The sequence below is a fragment of the Dyadobacter sp. CY356 genome, assembly GCF_021440195.1.
Classification (GTDB): Bacteria; Bacteroidota; Bacteroidia; order Cytophagales; family Spirosomataceae; genus Dyadobacter.
This window is the reverse complement of the sequence record NZ_JAJTSZ010000002.1, coordinates 749,848-772,268: the sequence shown is the minus strand read 5'-3', so window position 1 is coordinate 772,268 and position 22,421 is coordinate 749,848. Positions and strand designations below refer to the sequence as shown.

The window sequence follows — 22,421 nt, the reverse complement described above, 5'->3', positions numbered from 1 at the left end:
AACATACAAAAATAAAAATTTGGTTTATCATCAAATTTAAAGCATTTTTAAAAATAGTATTTCGAAAATACCTCGATAATCTATTGTATTCACTCCAATTACCTAACTTAACCTATGATAATGAAAATTTGCCATTATTTTCTATTACTATTTCTATTTTCGAATTTAATAACACAGGCCCAGACGATTCCCACACCAAAGGAACATTTTGGATTCAATATCGGAGACGATTATCATCTGGCATCTTACACCCAGTCGGAGGCCTATTATTTAAAAGTTGCAGCGGCTTCTAACCGGGTAAAGGTGGTTGATATCGGATTGACCGAAGAAGGGAGGCATCAGTATATGCTGATCGTTTCGTCTCCTGAAAATCTTAAAAAGCTTGACCGTTACAAGGAAATTTCACAAAAACTGGCCCGTGCAGACGGCATCACTCCCGAAGCTGCCAAACTTTTGGCAAAGGAAGGGAAACCGGTAATCTGGATCGATGGCGGACTTCATGCTACGGAAACGGTTGGGGCGCATCAGCTGATTGAGACCTATTACCAGTTGGTTAGCAGAACTGATCCTGAAACAATGGCAATTCTGGATAATGTGATTATTCTTCTTTCGCAGGTAAATCCGGACGGGCAGGAACTGGTATCTAACTGGTATATGAAAGATGCGGATGAGAAAAAGCGCAACATGAAAATCCCAAGGCTCTATCAAAAATACGTCGGACATGATAATAACCGGGATTTCTACATGAACAACATGAAGGAAACCATTAACATTTCGCGTCAGCAATATATTGAATGGATGCCTCAGATTATTTACAATCACCATCAGACCGGGCCCGACGGAAGTGTACTGGCTGGTCCGCCTTACCGGGATCCGTTCAACCACGTTTTTGATCCGATGATTATTACCGGTCTGGATGCTGTTGCGGCTGCGATGATCAACCGTCTGAATATGGAAGACAAACCAGGTTATACGCGTTTATCGGGTTCCAACTATTCGACCTGGTGGAACGGCGGACTTCGTACTGCACCTTATTTCCATAACCAGATAGGGATTTTGACGGAAATTATCGGAGGACCTACGCCATCAAAAATTCCATTGGTTCCTGAAAGACTGATTCCTGATAACTCCACACCTTTTCCGGTGACACCGCAGGATTGGAAATTCAGACAATCCATTGATTATTCGGTTTCACTTAATTATGCTGTTTTTGATTTTGCGAGAAGATCAGGTGATGAGTTGCTTTATAATATTTACAAAATGGGAAAAAATGCCATTGACCGAGGAAATATGGATCACTGGACAATGCTTCCAAAATATTCTGCATCGGTAACATCGGCTTATGAGGCAGATAAAAAGGTTGTAAAAAAGGATACCGCAGCAGCAAAAAGAGATTCCTTGCTGGCTTTAAGAAGCGATGAATATGGGCCGGGAGCTGGCGTTCCCGTCAGGTTTTTTGATGCAGTTTATAAGGATCCGGCGCTGAGAGATCCGCGTGGTTATATCATTACCACACAGCAGCCTGATTTTTCAACGGCAGTTAAATTCCTTAATTCATTGATCAAATCAGGGATACAGGTTCATATTGCCACAGCTGATTTCACGGTTGAAGGGAAAAAGTATCCTGCCGGATCTTACGTTGTTAAAACAAATCAGGCTTTCCGTCCGCATGTACTGGATATGTTTGAGCCTCAGGATCACCCGAATGATTTTCAATATCCGGGCGGACCTCCCTTAAAACCTTATGACGTGGCCGGTTGGACACTTGCCTATCAAATGGGTGTAAAGTTTGACCGTATTTTAAATGGATTTGAAGGCCCATTTGCAGCAGTTCCTTATGGCGAACTTCAAAAACCAAAAGCTGATAAACTGGCTGATGCCAAAGCCGGTTATATTTTAAGCAGCCAGAATAATGATACATTCACGACGGTGAACAATTTATTAAAGGCAAAAGTACCTGTTTCCAGAATCACAGAAGCTTCTGGTTCAGTTCCGGCGGGGTCATTTTTAGTTGGGGCAAAAGGAAAAGCAATTCTTGAAAAAGCTGCAACGGATTATGGGATCAAGGTGATTTCGGCATCATCTAAGCCGGGTAAAACAACACCAATCTCACCTTCCAGAATCGCACTTTTTGATCAGTATGGCGGTTCGATGCCATCGGGATGGGTTCGTTGGCTTTTGGAACAAAATAATTTTGCTTTCACAGTGATCTATCCAAAAGATATTGACTCGGTTGATCTTCATTCCAAATATGATGTGATACTGTTTATGGGAGCTGGCATTCCTGCGGTAACGGCTAAAACCGCTGATCTTGCAAAGAGGTCAAGAGACCCGAAAGCAGCAGAAATTCCGGCAGAATTCCGCCCCTGGCTTGGATTTCTGACAGCAGAAAAATCAATTCCTGCCTTAAAGAAATTTATGGAAGATGGCGGTTCTGTCGTAACCGTGGGAAGCAGCACTTCGCTGGCTTACCACCTTAAACTGCCTGTGCATAACGCACTTGTTGAAATGAATAAAGGTGAAGAAAAACCGTTGCCGGGTGATAAATATTACATCCCGGGAAGTATTTTACAGGTTGCGGTTGATACGACAAATAAAGCAAACTGGGGTATGGCTTCAACTGCGGATATGGTTTTCAGCAGTAGTCCGGTTTTCAAACTCGATCCGGATGCAGCTTTGAAAGGCGTTAATCCGCTGGCCTGGGTTTCAGGTAAAAAAGCACTTCGCAGTGGATGGGCATGGGGGATTTCTTATCTGGACGGCGGTGTGGTTGCTTTTGAAGCCAAAGTAGGGAAGGGGAAACTCTATGCTTTCGGACCGGAGATTATTTTCAGAGCACAGTCGCACAGCACTTTCAAACTTTTGTTTAACGAGCTTTATAAATAGTCGGTGATTACTGGTTATCTCTCAACTTTTGTCTCAAAAAAACTAGTAACATGGGCATATTATCACAGCAGGAAGCAAAGAAAATTATAGATAAAGTTTTGTCTTTTTCGAAAGCAGATGAAATGAGCGTGAGTCTGAGTGGGGAAAATGTCGGTAACATTCGTTATGCCAGAAATGCGGTAAGTACAAGCGGTGATTCCAGAAATGTTTCGCTGGCTGTGACGGCGGTTTTTGGTAAAAGAACCGGAACGGCAACAATCAATGAATTTGATGAAGAATCCATAAAAAAAACGGTTGCCAGAGCAGAAGAACTTGCCAAGCTCGCACCGGAAAATCCGGAATACGTCAGTATGTTGGGACCCCAGAAATATCCGGAAACCAAATCATTCGCTGACAGTACTGCCAACATTGACCCCGATAAAAGAGCACAAATCGCCCTAGACAGTATTGATCTTTGCAGAAAAAAATCAGTGGTTGCAGCCGGTTATCTGGAAGATTCTGCCGGATTCAAAGCGATTGGCAATAGTAAAGGACTGTTTGGATATTACAAAACGACATCGGTAGATTACTCCATCACGGTTCGGACGGAAGATGCAAAAGGTTCCGGTTATGTGGTTCGTGATTTTAATGACGTTTCAAAATTAAACAGTGCCTCATTGACCCAGACCGCACTGCAAAAAGCGATGGCTTCCACAGCAGCCCAGGCTATTGAACCGGGAAGGTATACCGTCATTCTGGAACCTACTGCGGCGGCGGAGCTAATGCGCAATATGATGTCCAACATGGACGCCAGAAGTGCTGACGAGGGGAGAAGTTTTCTATCAAAAAAAGGGGGTGGAAACCGTGTTGGAGAAAAACTTTTTGATGAGAGAATAACGATTTATTCTGATCCGATGGATGCCGATATTCCCGGAACTCCATTTGTTCTTGGCGACAATACGGTCGACGGAAGAGCACAGGAAAAGGTGGTGTGGATTGAAAAAGGGGTTGTCAAAAACATGTTTTATTCCCGTTTTTGGGCTGAGAAAAAGGGTGTCAAAGCCATTGCCGCTCCTTCAGGATTTATCTTTGAAGGAGGTACAGAATCGATTGCTGATCTGATTAAAAGTACGCAAAAAGGAATACTGGTAACAAGATTCTGGTATATCCGCGATGTAGATCGCCAGACGCTTTTGTATACGGGACTAACCCGTGACGGTACCTTTTATATCGAAGATGGTAAGATCAAATTTCCGGTCAAAAACTTCCGGTTTAACGAAAGTCCTATTGTGATGCTCAATAATATTGAGGCCATGGGAAAACCTATGCGCTCGGGTGGTAACATGATCCCACCAATGAAAATTCGCGATTTTACATTTACAAGTTTGTCGGACGCTGTTTAATTGATGATCAAAACGAACATCAATTTTATTTTTCAACCTCAAATAAAACAATGTTTTGAATAGAAGAGATTTTATCCAGCAAGCAAGTATCGCGGCCGGCGCTTTTATAATTCCTGTACTTACACCTGGTGGAAGATTAGTGGCCAGTGAAGTATTACTGGAACCGGGACTTGATGTAAATATCAAAAAAAGACTGGCAGATGCCGGACTGAATGCCGCAACGGCAAAAGGCGCATCTTATGCAGATATCAGAATTGGAAGGTATTTGAACCAGTTTGTCATTACCCGTGAGGACAAAGTTCAAAGTATTGTGAATACGGAATCGTATGGAATAGGCGTGCGGGTGATCGTAAACGGCTGTTGGGGTTTTGCTTCGTTGGGAGAGGCAAAAACGGAAACAGAAGTTGCCAAAACGGCTGAAATTGCCGTGGCAATTGCCAAAGCGAACGCCAAACTTTTAGCTGAACCAGTTCAGCTGGCCGCGCAAAAAGGTTTTGGTGAAGTGAGCTATAAAACGCCAATAATCAAAAATCTGTTTGAAGTGCCGATCAAAGAAAAAGTGGATCTTTTAATGGCCGTAAACGGGGCAGCGCAAAAAAACGGGGCAGATTTTGTGAATTCACAATTGTTTATGGTGAACGAACAGAAATATTTCGCTTCCACAGATGGCTCTTATATTGATCAGGATATTCACCGGCTTTGGCCAACCTTCACGGTTACCGGAATTGATAAGGCCAGCGGTCAATTTCAAACCAGAAATTCATTGGGAACAGCCAAAGCGATGGGTTACGAATACCTGGAAAGCAAACCAGCCGATCGTATAACCGGCAGAAAAACGACTTTGTTTAACAGCCGTTATGACATGATCGATGACGCTACTTTGGCGGCTGTCCAGGTCAAGGAGAAAATAAAAGCGAAATCCGTAGAGCCTGGAAAATACGATCTGGTTCTGGATCCCACGCATCTTCGATTAACGATTCATGAATCTGTCGGTCATGCAACGGAACTTGACAGGGTTTTAGGATATGAAGCAAATTTTGCCGGTACTTCTTTTGCAACAATGGACAAATGGAAATCCAAAAACTTTAATTATGGAAGCAAGATTGTAAACTTTTTTGCAGACAAAATCCAGCCAGGTTCTATGGGCGCGGTAGGTTGGGATGATGAGGGTGTGAAAAGTAAAAAGTGGGATTTGATCAAAGACGGAATTTTGGTGAATTATCAGGCGACACGCGATCAGGTGCATATGATCGGGGAGACGGAGTCACATGGATGTTCATATGCTGACAGTTGGAATTCTGTTCAGTTTCAAAGAATGCCGAACGTCTCACTTGCTCCGCAGAAAGAGAAATTGTCTTTTGAAGAAATGATAAAGGATGTTAAAAAGGGAATTTATATTGTCGGTTACGGCTCCTTCTCAATTGATCAGCAGCGATACAATTTCCAGTTTGGCGGACAGCTTTTCTATGAAATTAAAAATGGAGAGATTGTCGGGATGTTGAAAGATGTGGCCTATCAGTCAAATACGCAGGAATTCTGGAACAGCTGTGTAAAGATTTGTGACGATAGTGACTTTCGGGTGGAAGGATCTTTTTTCGATGGAAAAGGCCAGCCGTCACAAAGCAGTTGTGTTTCTCATGGTAGTTCTACTTCAAGGTTTGATGGAGCAAATGTGATCAATACGGCAAGAAAAGTCTGAGAAAAGCAATGGCTAAAGCCCGGGAAGTCCTGAGCTCCTGACCACCCAGGGTTGAAACCCTGGGTTAATTTTTAGACCAGATCCTGGACCATGTGGTTTCACTATCAGATTCAAAGCTGTCTGTGAATAATCTTAATCCTGATTACAAATCACTATCCCTGGGTCGAAATCCTGGGTAGGTTTTTAGAGCAAATCGCGGGGCCTAAGGTTTTACTATCGGGTTTTGGAGTTGCTAAGAAAAAAATAATCTCCTGATCTCTAATACTAATCCAGGGTTTCAACCCTGGGTATCAGAGTCACCCGAATACTGCCGGCTTCAGCCAAAGCCTTAGTCTGAGTTGATCTTTTTCAATTCAATATCTCTTAACAAGACATCAACAAGTTTTACCCTAGGTCGAAATCCTGGGTTAGTTTTACACCAAATCGCAAGACCCAGTTACTATCGGGTTTTGGAGTTGCTAAGAAAAAAATAATCTCCTGATCTCTAATACTAACCAAGGGTTTCAACCCTGGGTATGAGAGTCACCCGAATACTGCCGGCTTTAGCCAAAGCCTAAGTCTGAATTGATCGTTCCCAATTCAAAATGTTCGAAAAAGATTTCAGCAAGTTTTAATAAAGACTTTAGAAACATTGTTTTATAGTAATAATCCGGTATCACGTAAGTTACAGGATTTTATAAAGTGAGCAGTTAATTTATTTTTACTATTTGATTAACACCTTAAAGTGCAAAAAATTAAAATCAACATATGAATTATTGAAGCAAAAGATCTTAAAAAAAATTTTATGTAAATGATTGATTACCAATTATTAATCTTTTTTGTTTTAAAAAAATTGTTAAGTGTATTACCGTTAAATAAGTTATCCATTGCCGGTTACTAAATAATTGATAGACTTGTAACACAAAGTCCTCCTTTATCAATCGTAAGTGCAAATGCCGGCCCTGAAAAAGCTGGCATTTTGTTTTAGCATTGTTTTCTGAACAATAAGCAACTGTTACTACCGAGTTTTTTTATTATATCTGAATTTATGGTTTGTGTTTTTCCATTTTAATTCTGGCATACCAACTCTGGATAGGTGAGTCTTCCTTCAATAAATAACACCATAAGAAAATAAACTATTTAATTAGTTGTTAGAACTAATTAAATAGTAGTATATTTGACACATCTATTTAAGACTTGTTTAAGTGCAAAACAAATGAAAACACTAACTCGTGCAGAAGAGGAGGTAATGCGGATATTGTGGCATCTGAAAAAAGCATTTGTCAAAGATATAATTGCTGAAATGAAAGCGCCGGTACCTGCTTATAACACGATTTCAACAGTGATTAGAATTCTTGAAAAAAAGGAGGTTGTAGGTTACAAACCTTACGGAAATACCCATCAATATTATCCTTTGATATCTGAGGAAGAATATAAACGTCACGAAGTAAAGGAAATCATGGCCAGCTATTTTGACAACTCATTGCCAAACATGGTTTCATTTCTGGTGAAGGATAATGATCTCAATGTCAGCGATCTGGATGAACTGCTAAAATTAATAAAGGAACAAAAAAGCAATAAATAAAACGGACTTGGTGATGGAAAATCTGATTTATCTGGCAAAAGTTAATTTATTCTGGATCATTCTTTATGCATGTTTCTGGTTGTTTTTTCGGAGACAAACGTTTTTCTTTCTTAACAGATCCTACCTTTTGGGGAGTTTGTTCCTGGCCATGTTTCTTCCATTAATCAAGATACCTGAAACGGCTACAAAAGAGATCCCGCCAGTCGTATATAGTATATCGTTAAACCCTGTTCTGCCAAATGAAAGTCAGATTTCCAGTCAGTATATGGATTGGTCACTGATTATTTTTGTGATCTACCTTGCTGGTGTAGCAATCATGACATTTTATATGTTTCGCGGGTTTACTAATCTGTTTTCATTTATCAAAAAAGGAGAGGCCACTAAGTTTGATGATCATACCTTAATCTTATTGCCGGAAAGCATAAATGAAAGGAGCAGGATAGGTTCCTTTTCATTTTTCAAGTGGTTAATTATTAGTCAGGATGATTACGAAAATTGTCTGGAAAATGTGCTCAGACATGAGTTGGTGCATATCAGGCAAAAACATAGCATTGATATCATTTTCGTAGAGTTATTGAAAATTTTATTCTGGTTTAATCCGGCGCTTTGGCTTTATAAAATTTCGATGCAGCAGGTTCATGAATTTCTTGCCGATGCACCAGCGACTGATCGGGAAGAGTACGCTACTTTTCTTATTTCCTACTCGTTTAATGCGCCGGTTCAGTCTTTATCCAATCCATTTTTTAATTCATCATTATTAAAAAGCCGCGTAAAAATGATTTTTCAAAACCGTACACCACGTTGGTTAGTGAGCAAATATATGTTGGTTTTACCGGTCCTGGGTTTGATCATCATTCTCACAGCTGCCAGAGAACATTTGACACAAATTCCAGATTTCAGTAAACAATTATTGGAAAGTCGCAGTGCAGAAATTGTTGGTTATTTAACTGATAATCAACATGAATCAAAACAGTCACTAACAAATAGAAGGTATGAAAGTTTGATATCACCAAAAAATGATTCGGTACCCGGAAAACTTGTTCCGGATAGAAATGCTTATTTTGGAAACAGCTTTCGACAGACCGAAAATTATTTTTATTCTCAAATGAAATATCCGATCGATGCGCTGGCTGCTGATATACAAGGGAAAGTAAGGGTAGCCTTTACGGTAGATGAAAATGGAAATGTGCGTGATGTAGAAATTGTGGAAGGACTGGGTTATGGCATTGATGAAGAGGCTTTGCGAGTTGTAGGAAATATGCCCAAGTGGCATTGTGCTATCAAAAACGGAAAACCGATCGCTATAAGAATTACCATGGGAATCGATTTTTATCCTGCTCTTGCGGGAGGGAGAAGGAAATCGGATATTGAAATTAGAAATGAATATTACAATGTTGCTCCAAAGGTTGCAACACTGGATGTTCCACTTCAGACTATTTCAGGAATTGGTAAGTTTTTAAAAAAATCAATCGACTTTTCGGAAGATAATCCACCGAAAACGAATGCTTTATTATATGGCGGTTTTTCATTCAGTGGGGCACGATTGTCAATTAAAGGAATCGATTCGTTACAAAGGGGGAATTGATGATTTATTAATGTTAATAATTGATTTATAGTCTATAATAAAATATATTCAACAGAATCAAACTGCTCGGGCCTTACATTCCGTAAAACCTGAGCAGTTTAGAATTCGTTGCTACGAAAATTTCTCACTTAAAGTCTGATTTGATATTTAATCAGTAAGTGAAAAATTTTTAGATCATTCACGTATTTGTGAATGTATTTATCAGCCGACATTCAGATATTCTCCTGCAAGTGTTTCCTGGATTTCCAGGATTCTTCTCCGTGCGATTGGCAATTGTTTCCCTCCGTTAAGTATCACCTTATCAGGATTAACACGTTCCACCAGGTGCATTGGATTGATCATGTAGGATTTATGGATTCTGAGAAATCCGGCATCCAGGATTTTCTGGATAGCTTTCATTGTCTTTGAAATAAGATAACGTTTGCCCTGTGTTGTGTATACGTAAGTGTAATTTCCATCTCCCTGAAGATAAACGATCTCGTGGAATTCCAGGAAAAGTATTTTACATCCCAAATGGACATTGATTACATTTCCCGGTTTCTTGCCTGCCGAAATGGTCAGATTTTCAAAAGGTTGGTTCAATAATGTTTTCATCACGTTGTAAAGGTTAAGACCCATTTTGAGGGCCGGGTTAATAAAAATTTCTGATCTCAATAGTGCTTTGGAAAATGAATTAAATCTGTAAGCTCAACCTTCTGTCAGAAGGGTACTAGCTTAGTCGGGATAGTATCGGTGGCGGGTAACAGGAATCAGGTTTTATTTTTAAAAACTTTCCGGAATCAATTCACGGCGGTTGGGAGCATCTTCTCATGCGGATATTTTTTCTCAATAAATCCTGGCTGTAAAAGTTTTTTCCTTGGAAACATCTGTCTGACATCAGTTCCATATGGATAAGTGGAATGGTATAGATTTTTCTATCTCTCAGCCAGTCAGTTGAAAAATATTCTGAATCATTTCAAACTTTTTTGAAATGCACTGCATAAATCCAGCCCTGAGCTGCGTATCTGCTAATGTTATCATTATGTAATCAATGATTCTGACCGAAATTTTACTCCATTTAAACGGTTAACATTGAACAGAAATACCAACACTCGGCTTATGAAATTAACTGAACTTTCTTTGCAGCGTTATTTTCCCTGGTTGCTTGCAACAGGTATTTTGCTGAATATGCCCGGCTTATGGCTGGATGTGATGGAACCTGATGGAGCTTTGTACGCAACAATTGCCAAACATATCGTACTTCATAATGATTGGGTAAACTTATTCGGAGACGGGCACGACTGGCTTGATAAACCCCATTTTCCTTTTTGGATGGCGGCAATCAGTTATAAAATATTGGGAATCAATGGTTTTTCCTATAAACTTCCGGCTTTCCTTTTCTGGCTTTTAAGTCTTTTTTACACCTACGTAACCGCCCGTGATCTGTTTAATAGTACCGTTGCAAAAATCTCGTTATTGCTTTATACCGTGGCGCTGCACAGTACGCTGGCTAATTTTGATGTGCGTGCAGAACCCTATTTAACTGCCTGTACAATTGCCGCCATATGGCATATGCTCAATATTTACAAAGGCAAACACTGGCTCCATATTGTCGCAGCGGCATTTTTTATCGCCTGTGCGGTCATGACAAAGGGAATTTTTATTCTGATTACCATAGGATCTGGATGGTTTATTTTCCTTGTGATCACAAAACAGTGGAAGCAGTTTTTGAACTATCGCTGGTGGGTTATGATGGGCCTTTCGTTTGTTTTTATTCTGCCGGAATTATACAGTTTGTACGTCCAGTTTGACCTGCATCCGGAAAAAATTGTTTTTGGAAGGACTAATGTTTCGGGGCTGCGTTTCTTTTTCTGGGATAGTCAGTTTGGCCGGTTTTTTAACACCGGTCCAATCAAAGGAAGCGGAGATCTAAGTTTCTTTTTGCACACGACTTTATGGGCATTCCTGCCCTGGTCTGCCGGATTGGTTGGGGGACTGGTTTATTTATTCCGGTATGAAAAAGACACAAATTCTTCCCGCTGGATTCTTTATGGCAGTACGCTGGTTACGTTTTTGTTGTTTTCCTTATCCAAATTTCAGTTACCGCATTACATCGTAATTGAGTTTCCATACTTCGCCATAATCACCGCCTATTTCTTATATCAAAAGGCAAATGATCCGGTACTTAACTGGTTTGCAGGCATTCAAAGTGGATTATTGTACATTCTATGCGGTTTGATCCTGTATCTTTTTTATATCACCAATATACAAAATGCGTGGATAGGAGCTGTTTTAGCCGTTTCGATCGCGATAATTTCAGCTCTTTTTAAGGATAAGATTGTGCTGCGAAAAATACTTTTCAGAGGATATGCCACAGCTTTGATGTTGTATATTTTTCTATTTGTCTTTTTCTATCCTTTTTTGCTTCAATATCAGTCTGGTGCGAGTGCTGCAAAAATGATTTCACAAAATGATGACGACGTTCCCGTAGCATCCTACCATTCGTTTTCTTATGCATTCGAATTTTATGCACCGGCAGGTGTCAATCTCATCAAAACCACTGATCAGCTGGATGATTTTATTGATAAAAATCCGTGTTACTTATACACCTCGGCTGCTGTCGGCGATAGTTTGATCAGGTCCGGAATTGATGCAGAGATCGTTTCATCTTCCCAAAACTTCCATATTACAAAACTTAAAATGGGCTTTCTGGATCACAAAAAAAGAGGGAAGTCGCTTGAAACAAGGTATTTGCTATATATAAACGACGAATCAGTTTTGGATTGATATAATTGGTTTAAAATGAATAACCAATACCAACCCGGCCGCCCGCGTTGATCGTGCTTCGTCTGCTTCCATGGTCAGAACCTCCGGTGGCTATAAATGCATGACGTTCTATTAATGGATTGACAAAAATTGCGACATTTTTAAACCTGTATTTCAAACCGGCACCTAATCCGAAACCAATGCCGGATTGTTTGTTGATGTCATTATTCTTCCTGTTAATCTCGGTATCAATAAGTGCTCCTCCGTTAATAAACAGATATTTGAGAAAAGTCAGGTGAGCATATACAGGAATTGAAATCAGTTTAATACTCTGCGTCACATCCGGAATGACTACACCCGGGTTGTCAACATAATCGAGCTTGAATTTATAGTCAGAATATTCAATTCCGGTTTCAAGTGTGATGATTTTGTTACTCTTTAAATGGTACCTGATCCCAAAAGAATTTGAAGCTACCGGCCGATAACCTGCGCCGCCGTCTATGTGTCCGTTGTATATCGGTTCAGGATTAGATAGTGCATAAGTTAAAAATAATGTGTTTTTATTCTGAGCGAAACAGACAGAATTTAACATAACGATAATACTGATCAGGAAGAGGTTTTTCATGACTAATTGAGTAAAATTGAAGTGACTAATAATTGCGTTAAGATAATCTGTATCAATGACATTTTATCATTTTTCGCCACCAAAATTTTGTACTAATCTCCCATAGGGTGCCCGTTTTTCCTGGTAGGGTGCAGCGCTTAATCGTGCTGCGCAACCCAGATAAGTATAATGGGTATTTAAAAGGTTGGCGCGGTGCGGTGCAGATTCCATCCACTGGCGAACGCAGTAATGTGCATAGTCTGCATAGGTAAACGGCTGGCAAATTGTTTTTTCATCCAAATCAAGAAATTCGTAACGCCGCTCCCTGTTGTCCCAGTGAACCGCAAACCACTGTTTGGTGACCAACGTTTGATATTGGCCAATGTTTTCTCCTGTCCGCCTGAAACGATTGGTGATCAGTTCAATTCTCTTGGAAGCCGTCCTTTCAAAATTACTGTAAGGATTATTATGGTTGTAAAAGTTAAAGACAATCATGGAACGAGCATGATTGGACGAAGAAAGATATAAACTGAAATCATAAGTAAATATTGGTATTCCGTTTTTCCGACGGGCTTCGTTACTGGCCTGGAAAATGGCCGCATCGAGCAGTAACGTGTCCGGCGCGGTTAGGGGAATGATCTGCTGCAACTTTGGCAAGGCAAAAAAATCTTCATCGGTCATTCCGTAATACCCAAGCTTGCCACTGTTGAGGAGCGCATACACATCCAAAAACATTCCAAAGATTAGAAAATATCTCATGGGCGGCAACCTTTAAGTTTACCAAATTTATTGATTTTGTTTTGTAAAATAATGCGATAGTTATATATAATTTTATCAAAAAGAAAAGCAGTGATAAACGGATTTATCACTGCTTTTCAATATTTATTGCCTTAAATCTTTCCTGATTTATTTGGCAGGAGTAATGACAATATTCCGATATTCAACCGGACCATGATCTCCCTGGATCAATAACGGACCAGGTTCTCCTTCGTTGCTATCCAAAGCACCACCAGTGATACCAGGAATTTCCTGATTTGTAATCACAGTTTTGCCGTTAACAGCCAGCGTCAGCATTCTGCCGACAAGTGTCAGGTCAAAGGTCTGCCATTCGCCTGGCTCTTTTGCCATCATTTCACTTGGACTGATAAATCCATATACCGCTCCCAATTGATCCACGGCTGGTTCCAAACCTTTGCCATCGGTAACCTGCATTTCATAACGGCCTCTCAGATAAACACCACTGTTGCTTCCCTTTGGGATACGGAATTCAACGTGTAATTTGAAATCACCATATTTGGCATCTGTGATCAGGTTAGCTCCTGATTTATCGCTTTTCAAAATACCATCTTTCGCAACCCATTGATTTGTTCCTTCTGCATGCCATCCTTTTATTTCATTTCCACCTGTCAATGGAATTGCTTTTCCCCAGACAGGTTGTGTTGTTTTGCGCAGAGAAGGCGCGCGAACGCCCGTCCAGCTATATGTTTTACCATCAACGGTATTCATAGTTCCGGTAAGTTTTTCGCCAGAAAGTGTGCCTTCAACCGTCAGATCTTTATCTCCTTTTTCCCACTGGGGAGGAATGGCGAAGGATAATTTTCCGTCTTTAAAATGAACTTCCGAGATAGGGCGGGCGCTTCCTGAGAAGCCAACAAATTGTCCGATTAAAGTATGATTTCCCGAATGTCTTACTTCGAGCCAGGATGGGGAAGGTTTCCCTGCCACGTCAACGGTAATATCCCAACGCCCTTCGAGCGGGGATGCAAGCGGTTTTACAAGATTACTGGCCATAGCCGAACCTGCGGCGATAAGCAATGAAAGCACCGGAAGTAAAAAGTGCCGGGAAAGATTTTTGGGGTTTGTCAGGAATATTTTGCTCATAAATTTTTAAGAAGATTATAAGCTCACAATTTACCTATAAATCTGAAATAAATCGATTTTTGTGCCAATTGCCGGAACGGGTTCTTAAAGTTGAACTCAATTTTATTAATATTTGACAAAAAACTAAATAACTTACGGTTAATTAAAAGATTTTAACGGGGTTCATATGAACCAGATGCAGCTCCCACAGCAAGGCGCGATTTGGGAATCATATCTTGAAGCCGGGAAACCGCGGTAAGTTATTGATTGATGCTGAGGGTGAAATTTTTCAGCCCGATGCGTCGGGACACTCACCAGGCAAGGTAACCTCAGAAATAAAGACACTTTTGAACCAGAATAGGTTAGTAAGCAAATAAAAAACAGGTTTCGGATTTAAGCCGAAACCTGCAATCGTTTTTGATCACCCACCGCCAACCTTTGCCTGCTCGGGCAATTCGTTATATCCGCCGGACCGGTCATTCATTCCTTCGTCACTTTTCACACTGTCAGTTGGAGTGTCTGCGTTTTCAAGAAATGATTTCAAGTTTTCCAGAGCGGTTTTCCAGGCATCCTGATGGGGTAGTGCTGCCTCTTCTCCTGGTAATCCTTCCTGTTTTATATGAAGAATGCTTCCGGAATCAGTGTTTTCAAAGCGAATGGTCAACAGGTATTTTTCATCGGGAAGTTCATTTGAAAAATCCCAGTTCCAGCTGTAAACCAGGTTCTCATTTAGTTTTACTTCCTGATACTTTCCGGTTACACGAAATTCACCTTTTTCAAAATCATAGGTAATTTCTCCGCCTTCCTCCACAATATTATGGACTTCTGACAAAGAATCTCCCATCGGATGCCACCATTGTTTTAACTTATCGGCAGCGGTCCAGGCTTCAAAAAGGATTTCAGCTGACACCGAAAAATCCTGACTGAATTCAATACTGTATTCGTTTTCTTTGATTTCCATAATTGACACATGTTAAATTAAATCTCTGTCTAACAGGATCATCGAAATTCTCCTGGCAACCGATCACCTATAATAAGCATGCCTCGAAAATCCTTGATCGTCAATTAAATTCTGTTTAAAATCAAAAAGGCTCTGACGTGCGCCAGAGCCTTTTTACTATGCTATATTCTCAGAAGTAATCCGAATTTGTTGTTTACACCAATAAATCTTCGCAAAACTGTATCTGGAAGGAGTAAATTATAAGTATTTTTCATACCTAAGCTTACCCACATTCCTGACTGCATTTGCTTCGATTATTTTTTATCGATGCTTTTCAATTTTAGCTCAACAATGTTTGCTTTTTGAATAGCAGTTTTTGTTGATTCTGCTGATAAACTAACACGTTGTGGTGCCGGACTATCCAAAACTGGAAGTGAAGCAGGCAATACTTTATTTATCAGCGTAACTTTTGATTTTTCTTCGTTTGAAGCAATAGCACTTGTTGCGATAGTCAATGCCAATAGGATCAGAGCTATCATTATGTTTGCATTTTTCATAGATAATTATTTTTACAACTTTTTCTGTTGTTCTTGTTTTTATTACGACACAAATATAATACATATATTTATAATATGTACATATGATGCAAGTTACGCATATTAAGGTACCTCACATTATCGTAAGTTTCCTGCCGGATAACGATTTTTGTATACGAAAAATATAGGATTATTTAAATATTGAAATCTGAATTGTAACCAATTTCCGTAAATGTGCGCCTAATAAGATTTTGACCCGTTCGGCGCAAAGCAATGATCTTATCACAAATAAATCGCGTTCAATACTTTATATCGATAATGGGTAATTTTTTAAAATTTTATTCTGAATGTATTTTGTCAAGAGGCCTTTTTGGGGCATTTGCCCAATATTATTTCCCAAGCCTTGAAAAATATTTTTAAAATAATTTAAAATATTTTTTGATACGGCTTAAAGAATCGCTTCCTAAACGATAAAATGGCTCATGGCAAAGTCTGATGACAAAGCAATGCGGGAAAAAAAATCTTAATGAGTATGGTGATAGAGACGTACTTCGTCGAGGTCCATCTGTTTTTCACGTTTTTTCAAAACGTCCTCATCGAAGTAATTCTCTTTTCTCATCCGTGATAATTCCGCCCTCAGATTTCTTAGAATGTTATTGGTTACGTGGCCAAAGCGATCGACATTTCTTATGTCGGGCTTGTCTGATGCCAAAATCTGGGAATGAAGTAAAAGATCTCTTTCAAGTTCCAGTTTAAACCTTTGCAGCATTTCGTTTTCAGCTACATCGCAGGTGTAATTTTCATTGAGTTCTTTCAGCGCAATAGCCAGAAGACGCTTGTTAATATCAGCTTCCTGAACTGAATTTGGTATGACTGGCTTTTCTTCATCAAACTTCAAAAAACGTACTAAAAATGGCAGCGTGATTCCCTGAAAAACGAGCGTAACCAAAATGACGGTGAAGGTGATGAACAAAATTAAATTGCGTTGTGGAAAAAGCTGTCCATCGTTTAATACAATAGGTAGCGATAGGGCAGAAGCCAGGGAAACCACGCCGCGCATTCCCGCCCAGCTTATTACAAACACACTTTGCCAACTCTGTTTAACTGCCTTGGTCCTGATTTTCGAACTTAGCCAACCCGGAACGAAAGATGTGAAAAAAAGCCATAACATCCGGACGATGATGGTTAACAGACTAATCACAACAGCATATTTCAACGCTTCGGTGATGGAGTAACCTTGCAGACCGGCTACAACAAGTGGCAATTGAAGTCCGATCAATATAAAAACAAGACCATTTAAAATGTACACAATAACAGAACCTACGGCGGCTGAATGCATCCTGGAAATAGCGTAATTGTGCAATTTTACAGATTTGGATGACATGAATAATCCTCCGCTGACTACGGCCATAACGCCTGAATATCCATAATGTTCCGCCACCAGATACATAAAATAAGGGGCAATGATTTCAAGTGTTGCGTCCATACTTGGTGTTGTCGGCAGGTAGCGGTGAATGAAATAGAACAAGGCGGCAAATGCGATCCCGATGACAATACCCATAAATCCTACTACAATAAAAGCTGCGGCAACTTCTTCTTTTACAAAGCGGCCGGTGAGTACAGCTTCCAATGCAAAGCGAAAAACGATCAAACTCGCAGCATCATTCAGCAGACTTTCACCTTCCAGTATCGTAACCGTTTGGCGGGGGACTTTCATATCCTGTAAAACAGAATTGGCAGCAATTGCGTCTGGTGGGGAAATAATTGCTCCAAGAAGTAACCCGAGCGGCATTGTAAAGCCAGGAATAAAAGCGTTGGAAAAATAAGCAACGATGCAGGAGGTAAATAAAACAAGCCCGAAAGCAAGCATTACTATGGATCGTTTCCACTTCCAGAAATTATTCCATGGCGTGTTCCAGGCAGCCTGATACAATAACGGAGGCAGTATGACCATGAAAACCCAATCGGCCGATATTTTGAAGTGCGGCACGCCGGGTATAAACGTGATAAGCAGTCCGGCTATAACCAAAAAAATCGGATAGGATATTTTCAGCTTTTGGCCTAACATAATCATCATAGAAACTGCAAAAAGCAGCAATAGTGTAATCAAAAGATTTTCGTGAAGCATATTCAGATTGATACGGTTTAGCGTAAATCTTTTCCATGATGCATGTTTTTATGGATTGAAAAATTTGATAATTATTATTTTCAGGCTTCTGCTCTTTTCTTAATCAGATAATCTGAAAACTGTTTTACGGTTTGTAGTTCCTGATATTCTTCATCGGGAATGGCGATTTTGAACATATCTTCCATTTGCAAAACCAGGTCAACAGTATCGAGACTATCCAGCCCCAGATCTTTTGATAAATTCGATTCGTCTTTAATAGATGTAAACGGAAGGCCGGAGTTGGCCGCAAACAAAGCTCTGAGCTGATCATTCATGTGAAATTATTTTTATTTTATGGAGGAAAAATTTCCAGGTAAAATTATCTCATCAGGATATCAGGCTTTTTTTGGTTTAATTGATAACGATCTCTTCGGTGTTAAGCTGTGCCAATCGGCTTGCGTATAGGTAATACTTCCAAGCGCATTTGAATGTTGCAGGTTTGGTGAAATTTAAGATTCCTTAACATTAAACCTGACTTTTAGCTATGATTATCTAACTAAATTTAGAAGTAGTTGTAAATTTTGAAGAATTTCGAAATTTATTTGGACGAATTTAAAATAAGGACAAACTTGTAGACATTAATTCAATTTGGAATGATTAAATCTGAATATTTGATCATTCTTTTTTTGACAGAACTTATTGAACTGCACGGTCTGACGTCCTATGAAAAGCAAATATACTTTTAGAAAACTTGTCAATGATCTCCATCTATGGGTGGGACTTCCAAGTGCAATTATACTTTTCATCATGTGTCTGACCGGCACTATCTATGCTTTCAGAGTTGATATTACCCATTTTCTGGATACTGATAAATTTACCATAACACCCGGAAATAGAAGTCTGATGCCGCTGGCTTCACTGACGGCTAAGGTAGAGGCGGAGATAAAGGGAAAAATCAGTAACATACAGATTCCCGAAAATAAATCAGAAGCCTGGACTTTTGCACTGAATATTCCGGAAAAGGGCGAAAAAAAAGAAGCTCAGCAAAAAGACAAGACTTCTAGAACTGCCGGAAAAAAGGAAGAGCCGAAATTGAAATCGGTTAGTTATTTTGTTGATCCATATAACGGAAAAATAATAGGAGATGCCCAGACATCCTCGTTCACATTTTTTGCAACGACATTAAAGATTCACAGATGGCTTTTGCTGGATAAAAAAATCGGTGGGGTAATATCAGGCACTGCTGCCCTGATGATGATTTTCCTTCAAATTTCCGGATTGATTTTATGGTTTCCGGCCAAAATTAAAAGCTGGAAAAAGTCACAAAGCTGGTCTGCCGGATTTAAGGTGAAAACGGATGCCAGTTTTAAAAGGGTCAATTTTGATCTGCACAAAACGCTGGGATTTTATGCTTTCTTCTTCGTTACCATTATGGCGATAACCGGCCCATATTTTGCCTTTGACTGGTACAAAGAGGGATTTATTAAGGCAATGGGTGTTGAAAAGAAAGAAAATCCGGTTTCAAAAGTCGAAGAAAATAGCATTGCTGTGCCTCTGGAAACTGTGATAGCCAATGCGAATAACTTTTACACCTATCCGGGAAACATACGTATCAATATGCCCTCAGACTCCCTGGGAGTCTATGCGGTGCTAAAAAGCCAAAGTGGATTTTTTACACTTGCCGCCATCGACCGTGTTTATTTTGATCAATATTCCGGAAGTATGGTCAGGTTGGAAAAGTATTCGGAAAAACCTTTTGGCGAAAAAATTACATCGTCAGTAAAGTTTATCCATACCGGAGAATTGTTTGGAACTTTCTCAAAACTGCTTTATTTCATCGCATGTCTGCTTGCTACTTCATTGCCGGTTTCCGGCTTTTTGATATGGTACAACAGAGGTAAAAAGAAACCTGAAAAAGTAAAAACCAGATCAAAAGTGCTGGCGGGCCAGGTTTAATTGATCTGGTTTTCTGAAAATCTTTTAAGGCTGATTCGATACCGGATTGGCCTTATTTAATTTGTCTTCCTCAAATTCCTGAATGGCAGGTTTAGTATCCGGATGGCTGTCATCGTCGCCCAGGACCATACCCCAGGGTTTTAAACCTTCAACACGGTCAAATATAACTTTAACGATTGCAATAACGGGAATGGATAAAAACATACCTGTAATACCCCAGATCATCTCTCCAAGCACAAGCCCAATCAGCGCGACGAGTGTATTTATTTTCACTTTTGAACCTACAATTTTAGGCATAATATAATTGCTGTCGATCAGATGTATGACCACAATTGCGGCTATTACAAATAATATATGACTGGAAGTTGAAGTCGCAAAAGTGATCAGAATGGCAAGCAGCAAGGCTGTCAGGATTCCGATGTATGGTATCAGATTGAAAATCCCGGTGATCAGCCCCAATAAAAAGCCATATTTTATTCCAAGAATTGTAAATGCAGCGACCGAAAGCCCGGTTACTATCATCATTTGAAGAAATAAACCAACGATATATTTTTTGACTATATACTGAATCTGACTCACAACATCGTAAACTACGATGCTTTGTTCCTCGCTAAATAAAGAGACGATGAACCTGAGTAGTAAACGTCTGTGAAGCAGGATGAAGAAAGTATATAGAAAGGTAAAAAGTAAAAACAGCAAAATAGAGGATACGGAAAGCAGGGTATGCCCAAGTAGCGTTGTACCGGTATTCAAAGCTTTATCTGTAGAGTCGTTGATATAACTCATCTGCTGCTCGCTGTCCACATGGAATCGCATCGAAATCCATTTTTGCAAATCCTCAGTGCCGGTAAGTACCTGCTGCTTGAAAGCAGGCCAATCCTGCGCCAGTGCTGTTAGCTGTGATCCAAGAATTGTCATAATACTGACAATGGCGAGAATCAAGGATAACAATGCCACAAGAGAAGAAGCCCATCTAGGTAAACGCAGTTTATTTTCCAGAAATACAGTAAAGGGCAATAGCAGTAAAGAAAATAACAAGGCAAAAATCAAGGGAGCCAGTAACGTGCGGCCAATGATAGCAATGTAAAATAAACAAATAATACTGATCAGGATTTGAGCTAACCGGGTATAAAAAGGGGTAACGCGCGTCATGGGAAATGAAAATTTATTGTATGTGTTCGGAACTTTGATAATTATAATCATGCCAGATAAAAAATCGGAGTGTAAACACAGGTAGCGTTTCCATTTGCCTGCCTTTACACAGTAAAGCTAAATCAAAAGGTATGAAGCAGCCCTTGGCTCCGAAACGTTGGTTCCGGATAATTCCCATCGTATTTATCACATACAGTCTGGCATATCTGGACAGGGCCAACTTCGGTTTTGCAGTGGCAGGCGGTATGGCAGATGATCTTAACCTGGACAAAGCTACGTCATCGCTTCTTGGATCGTTGTTTTTTCTGGGCTACTTCTTTTTTCAAATTCCGGGAGCTCACTATGCAGCCAGTAAAAGTGCTAAAAAACTGATTTTTATTTCTCTCATACTCTGGGGTGCACTGGCCGCAGCAACCGGGATGGTCAGTAATGTAACTTCTTTAATTATAATCCGGTTTATGCTGGGCGTGGTGGAAAGTGCCGTAATGCCTTCCATGCTGATTTTGCTGAGTCACTGGTTCACAAAAAAGGAACGATCAAGAGCTAACACTTTTTTGGTTTTAGGAAATCCGGTTACAGTTTTATGGATGTCAGTACTTTCGGGCTATCTGATCAATTCTATGGGCTGGCGCTGGATGTTTATTATTCAGGGAGTTCCCGGTATAATCTGGGCATTTATCTGGTGGAGGATGATTGATGAAAAGCCGAAAGATGCGAACTGGCTGAGTGAGGAAGAAAAACAGGCTGTGGAAAATCAGCTTAGGGAAGAGCAGGCAGGAATTAAACCTGTGAAAAATTACGCTGAGGCTTTTAAATCCACCACCGTGATTCTATTGTGTTTTCAGTATTTATTATGGAGTCTCGGCGTTTATGGCTTTGTGATGTGGCTTCCTTCTATCATTAAGGCTGCGCCGGATATGGATATTGTAAAAACCGGTTGGTTATCTTCGGTTCCATATCTGCTGGCAATCTCGGGTATGCTGGCGACTTCCTATTTTTCAGATAAAACACTGAACAGGAAAATATTTATCTGGCCGTTCTTGCTTGCAGCTTCGGTTGCGTTCTTTTGTTCGTATCTCATCGGCACCCAGCACTTCTGGATTTCATTCGCACTTTTAGTCATAGCAGGCGGCGCACTCTATGCGCCTTATGGACCTTTTTTTGCTGTTATTACTGAAATTTTGCCTAAAAATGTTGCCGGCGGTGCGCTTGGACTTATTAATAGTATCGGCGCACTCGGATCTTTCATCGGGGCTTATCTTGTAGGTTATCTGAATGGAAAAACCGGAGGTTTTGAATCTTCCTACATTCTTATGGCTGTGGCTTTGCTGCTTTCGGCTATCATCACAATCATTGTAATTAAGGCTCCGGCAAATATTTTAAAAGAGGAAGTTTAAAACTTTAT

Annotated in this window: 17 protein-coding genes; 8 read left to right on the top strand and 9 right to left on the bottom strand. The window is 40.1% G+C overall.

All coding sequences use genetic code 11. The annotated features are described in order from the left end of the window. Positions 1-114 precede the first annotated feature (114 nt). From LXL81_RS09555 to LXL81_RS09535, 5 genes are all read left to right on the top strand, one after another. Positions 115-2,886 carry a M14 metallopeptidase family protein gene (locus LXL81_RS09555; protein ID WP_409013874.1) on the top strand — a complete coding sequence of 924 codons (2,772 nt, stop codon included), beginning with the start codon at positions 115-117 and terminating at the stop codon, positions 2,884-2,886. A gap of 50 nt (positions 2,887-2,936) precedes the next feature. After that, positions 2,937-4,268, top strand: a complete 1,332-nt coding sequence (locus tag LXL81_RS09550) for a TldD/PmbA family protein (protein ID WP_234646551.1) — start codon at positions 2,937-2,939, stop codon at positions 4,266-4,268. Positions 4,269-4,323: 55 nt separating this feature from the next. After that, positions 4,324-5,967: a TldD/PmbA family protein gene (locus tag LXL81_RS09545; protein WP_234646550.1), complete on the top strand. Its 1,644-nt coding sequence runs from the start codon at positions 4,324-4,326 to the stop codon at positions 5,965-5,967. A gap of 1,195 nt (positions 5,968-7,162) precedes the next feature. Next, complete coding sequence (locus LXL81_RS09540; RefSeq protein WP_234646549.1) at positions 7,163-7,531, top strand: BlaI/MecI/CopY family transcriptional regulator; 369 nt, start codon at positions 7,163-7,165, stop codon at positions 7,529-7,531. Positions 7,532-7,544: 13 nt separating this feature from the next. Further along, positions 7,545-9,116, top strand: a complete 1,572-nt coding sequence (locus tag LXL81_RS09535) for a M56 family metallopeptidase (protein WP_234646548.1) — start codon at positions 7,545-7,547, stop codon at positions 9,114-9,116. 201 nt (positions 9,117-9,317) lie between these two features. On the opposite strand, the gene LXL81_RS09530 is transcribed toward LXL81_RS09535, so the two are convergent. Continuing rightward, the gene (locus LXL81_RS09530; protein ID WP_234646547.1) at positions 9,318-9,710 is read right to left on the bottom strand and encodes a LytTR family DNA-binding domain-containing protein; all 393 of its coding nucleotides are present in this window, start codon (positions 9,708-9,710) and stop codon (positions 9,318-9,320) included. 504 nt (positions 9,711-10,214) lie between these two features. Here LXL81_RS09530 and LXL81_RS09525 point away from each other — a divergent pair. Further along, positions 10,215-11,882, top strand: coding sequence for a glycosyltransferase family 39 protein (locus LXL81_RS09525; protein WP_234646546.1), 1,668 nt, complete (start codon positions 10,215-10,217; stop codon positions 11,880-11,882). Positions 11,883-11,892: 10 nt separating this feature from the next. On the opposite strand, the gene LXL81_RS09520 is transcribed toward LXL81_RS09525, so the two are convergent. From LXL81_RS09520 to LXL81_RS09490, 7 genes are all read right to left on the bottom strand, one after another. Further along, the gene (locus LXL81_RS09520) at positions 11,893-12,486 is read right to left on the bottom strand and encodes a hypothetical protein (RefSeq protein WP_234646545.1); all 594 of its coding nucleotides are present in this window, start codon (positions 12,484-12,486) and stop codon (positions 11,893-11,895) included. A gap of 66 nt (positions 12,487-12,552) precedes the next feature. Then, positions 12,553-13,224: a CAP domain-containing protein gene (locus LXL81_RS09515; protein WP_234646544.1), complete on the bottom strand. Its 672-nt coding sequence runs from the start codon at positions 13,222-13,224 to the stop codon at positions 12,553-12,555. A 147-nt stretch (positions 13,225-13,371) separates the two neighbouring features. Next, on the bottom strand, positions 13,372-14,346 hold the full coding sequence (locus tag LXL81_RS09510; RefSeq protein WP_234646543.1) for a family 16 glycoside hydrolase: 975 nt from the start codon (positions 14,344-14,346) through the stop codon (positions 13,372-13,374). A 400-nt stretch (positions 14,347-14,746) separates the two neighbouring features. Beyond that, the gene (locus LXL81_RS09505; RefSeq protein WP_234646542.1) at positions 14,747-15,286 is read right to left on the bottom strand and encodes an SRPBCC domain-containing protein; all 540 of its coding nucleotides are present in this window, start codon (positions 15,284-15,286) and stop codon (positions 14,747-14,749) included. A 293-nt stretch (positions 15,287-15,579) separates the two neighbouring features. Further along, positions 15,580-15,822, bottom strand: a complete 243-nt coding sequence (locus LXL81_RS09500; RefSeq protein WP_234646541.1) for a hypothetical protein — start codon at positions 15,820-15,822, stop codon at positions 15,580-15,582. A 502-nt stretch (positions 15,823-16,324) separates the two neighbouring features. Next, the gene (locus LXL81_RS09495) at positions 16,325-17,929 is read right to left on the bottom strand and encodes a Na+/H+ antiporter (RefSeq protein ID WP_234646540.1); all 1,605 of its coding nucleotides are present in this window, start codon (positions 17,927-17,929) and stop codon (positions 16,325-16,327) included. 80 nt (positions 17,930-18,009) lie between these two features. Then, positions 18,010-18,243, bottom strand: coding sequence for an acyl carrier protein (locus tag LXL81_RS09490; RefSeq protein ID WP_234646539.1), 234 nt, complete (start codon positions 18,241-18,243; stop codon positions 18,010-18,012). A 388-nt stretch (positions 18,244-18,631) separates the two neighbouring features. Between LXL81_RS09490 and LXL81_RS09485 the strand changes: the two genes are divergently transcribed. Next, positions 18,632-19,864 (top strand): PepSY domain-containing protein, encoded by a 1,233-nt coding sequence (locus tag LXL81_RS09485; protein ID WP_234646538.1) that lies wholly within the window; start codon positions 18,632-18,634, stop codon positions 19,862-19,864. A gap of 24 nt (positions 19,865-19,888) precedes the next feature. Here LXL81_RS09485 and LXL81_RS09480 read toward each other — a convergent pair whose 3' ends face one another. Next, a complete protein-coding gene (locus LXL81_RS09480) occupies positions 19,889-21,016 on the bottom strand; it encodes an AI-2E family transporter (RefSeq protein ID WP_234646537.1) in 1,128 nt (375 codons plus the stop codon). A gap of 131 nt (positions 21,017-21,147) precedes the next feature. Between LXL81_RS09480 and LXL81_RS09475 the strand changes: the two genes are divergently transcribed. Further along, positions 21,148-22,413: an MFS transporter gene (locus tag LXL81_RS09475; protein ID WP_234646536.1), complete on the top strand. Its 1,266-nt coding sequence runs from the start codon at positions 21,148-21,150 to the stop codon at positions 22,411-22,413. Positions 22,414-22,421 lie beyond the last annotated feature (8 nt).

What these genes read in the sequence shown, in the direction of transcription:
- LXL81_RS09485 (WP_234646538.1), top strand. Translation starts at nt 18,632, where the DNA reads ATGAAAAGCAAATATACTTTTAGAAAACTTGTCAATGATCTCCATCTA.
- LXL81_RS09505 (WP_234646542.1), bottom strand. Translation starts at nt 15,286, where the DNA reads ATGGAAATCAAAGAAAACGAATACAGTATTGAATTCAGTCAGGATTTT.
- LXL81_RS09515 (WP_234646544.1), bottom strand. Translation starts at nt 13,224, where the DNA reads ATGAGATATTTTCTAATCTTTGGAATGTTTTTGGATGTGTATGCGCTC.
- LXL81_RS09555 (WP_409013874.1), top strand. Translation starts at nt 115, where the DNA reads ATGATAATGAAAATTTGCCATTATTTTCTATTACTATTTCTATTTTCG.
- LXL81_RS09475 (WP_234646536.1), top strand. Translation starts at nt 21,148, where the DNA reads ATGAAGCAGCCCTTGGCTCCGAAACGTTGGTTCCGGATAATTCCCATC.
- LXL81_RS09535 (WP_234646548.1), top strand. Translation starts at nt 7,545, where the DNA reads ATGGAAAATCTGATTTATCTGGCAAAAGTTAATTTATTCTGGATCATT.
- LXL81_RS09510 (WP_234646543.1), bottom strand. Translation starts at nt 14,346, where the DNA reads ATGAGCAAAATATTCCTGACAAACCCCAAAAATCTTTCCCGGCACTTT.
- LXL81_RS09480 (WP_234646537.1), bottom strand. Translation starts at nt 21,016, where the DNA reads ATGACGCGCGTTACCCCTTTTTATACCCGGTTAGCTCAAATCCTGATC.
- LXL81_RS09550 (WP_234646551.1), top strand. Translation starts at nt 2,937, where the DNA reads ATGGGCATATTATCACAGCAGGAAGCAAAGAAAATTATAGATAAAGTT.
- LXL81_RS09540 (WP_234646549.1), top strand. Translation starts at nt 7,163, where the DNA reads ATGAAAACACTAACTCGTGCAGAAGAGGAGGTAATGCGGATATTGTGG.
- LXL81_RS09495 (WP_234646540.1), bottom strand. Translation starts at nt 17,929, where the DNA reads ATGCTTCACGAAAATCTTTTGATTACACTATTGCTGCTTTTTGCAGTT.
- LXL81_RS09490 (WP_234646539.1), bottom strand. Translation starts at nt 18,243, where the DNA reads ATGAATGATCAGCTCAGAGCTTTGTTTGCGGCCAACTCCGGCCTTCCG.
- LXL81_RS09500 (WP_234646541.1), bottom strand. Translation starts at nt 15,822, where the DNA reads ATGAAAAATGCAAACATAATGATAGCTCTGATCCTATTGGCATTGACT.
- LXL81_RS09530 (WP_234646547.1), bottom strand. Translation starts at nt 9,710, where the DNA reads ATGAAAACATTATTGAACCAACCTTTTGAAAATCTGACCATTTCGGCA.
- LXL81_RS09525 (WP_234646546.1), top strand. Translation starts at nt 10,215, where the DNA reads ATGAAATTAACTGAACTTTCTTTGCAGCGTTATTTTCCCTGGTTGCTT.
- LXL81_RS09520 (WP_234646545.1), bottom strand. Translation starts at nt 12,486, where the DNA reads ATGAAAAACCTCTTCCTGATCAGTATTATCGTTATGTTAAATTCTGTC.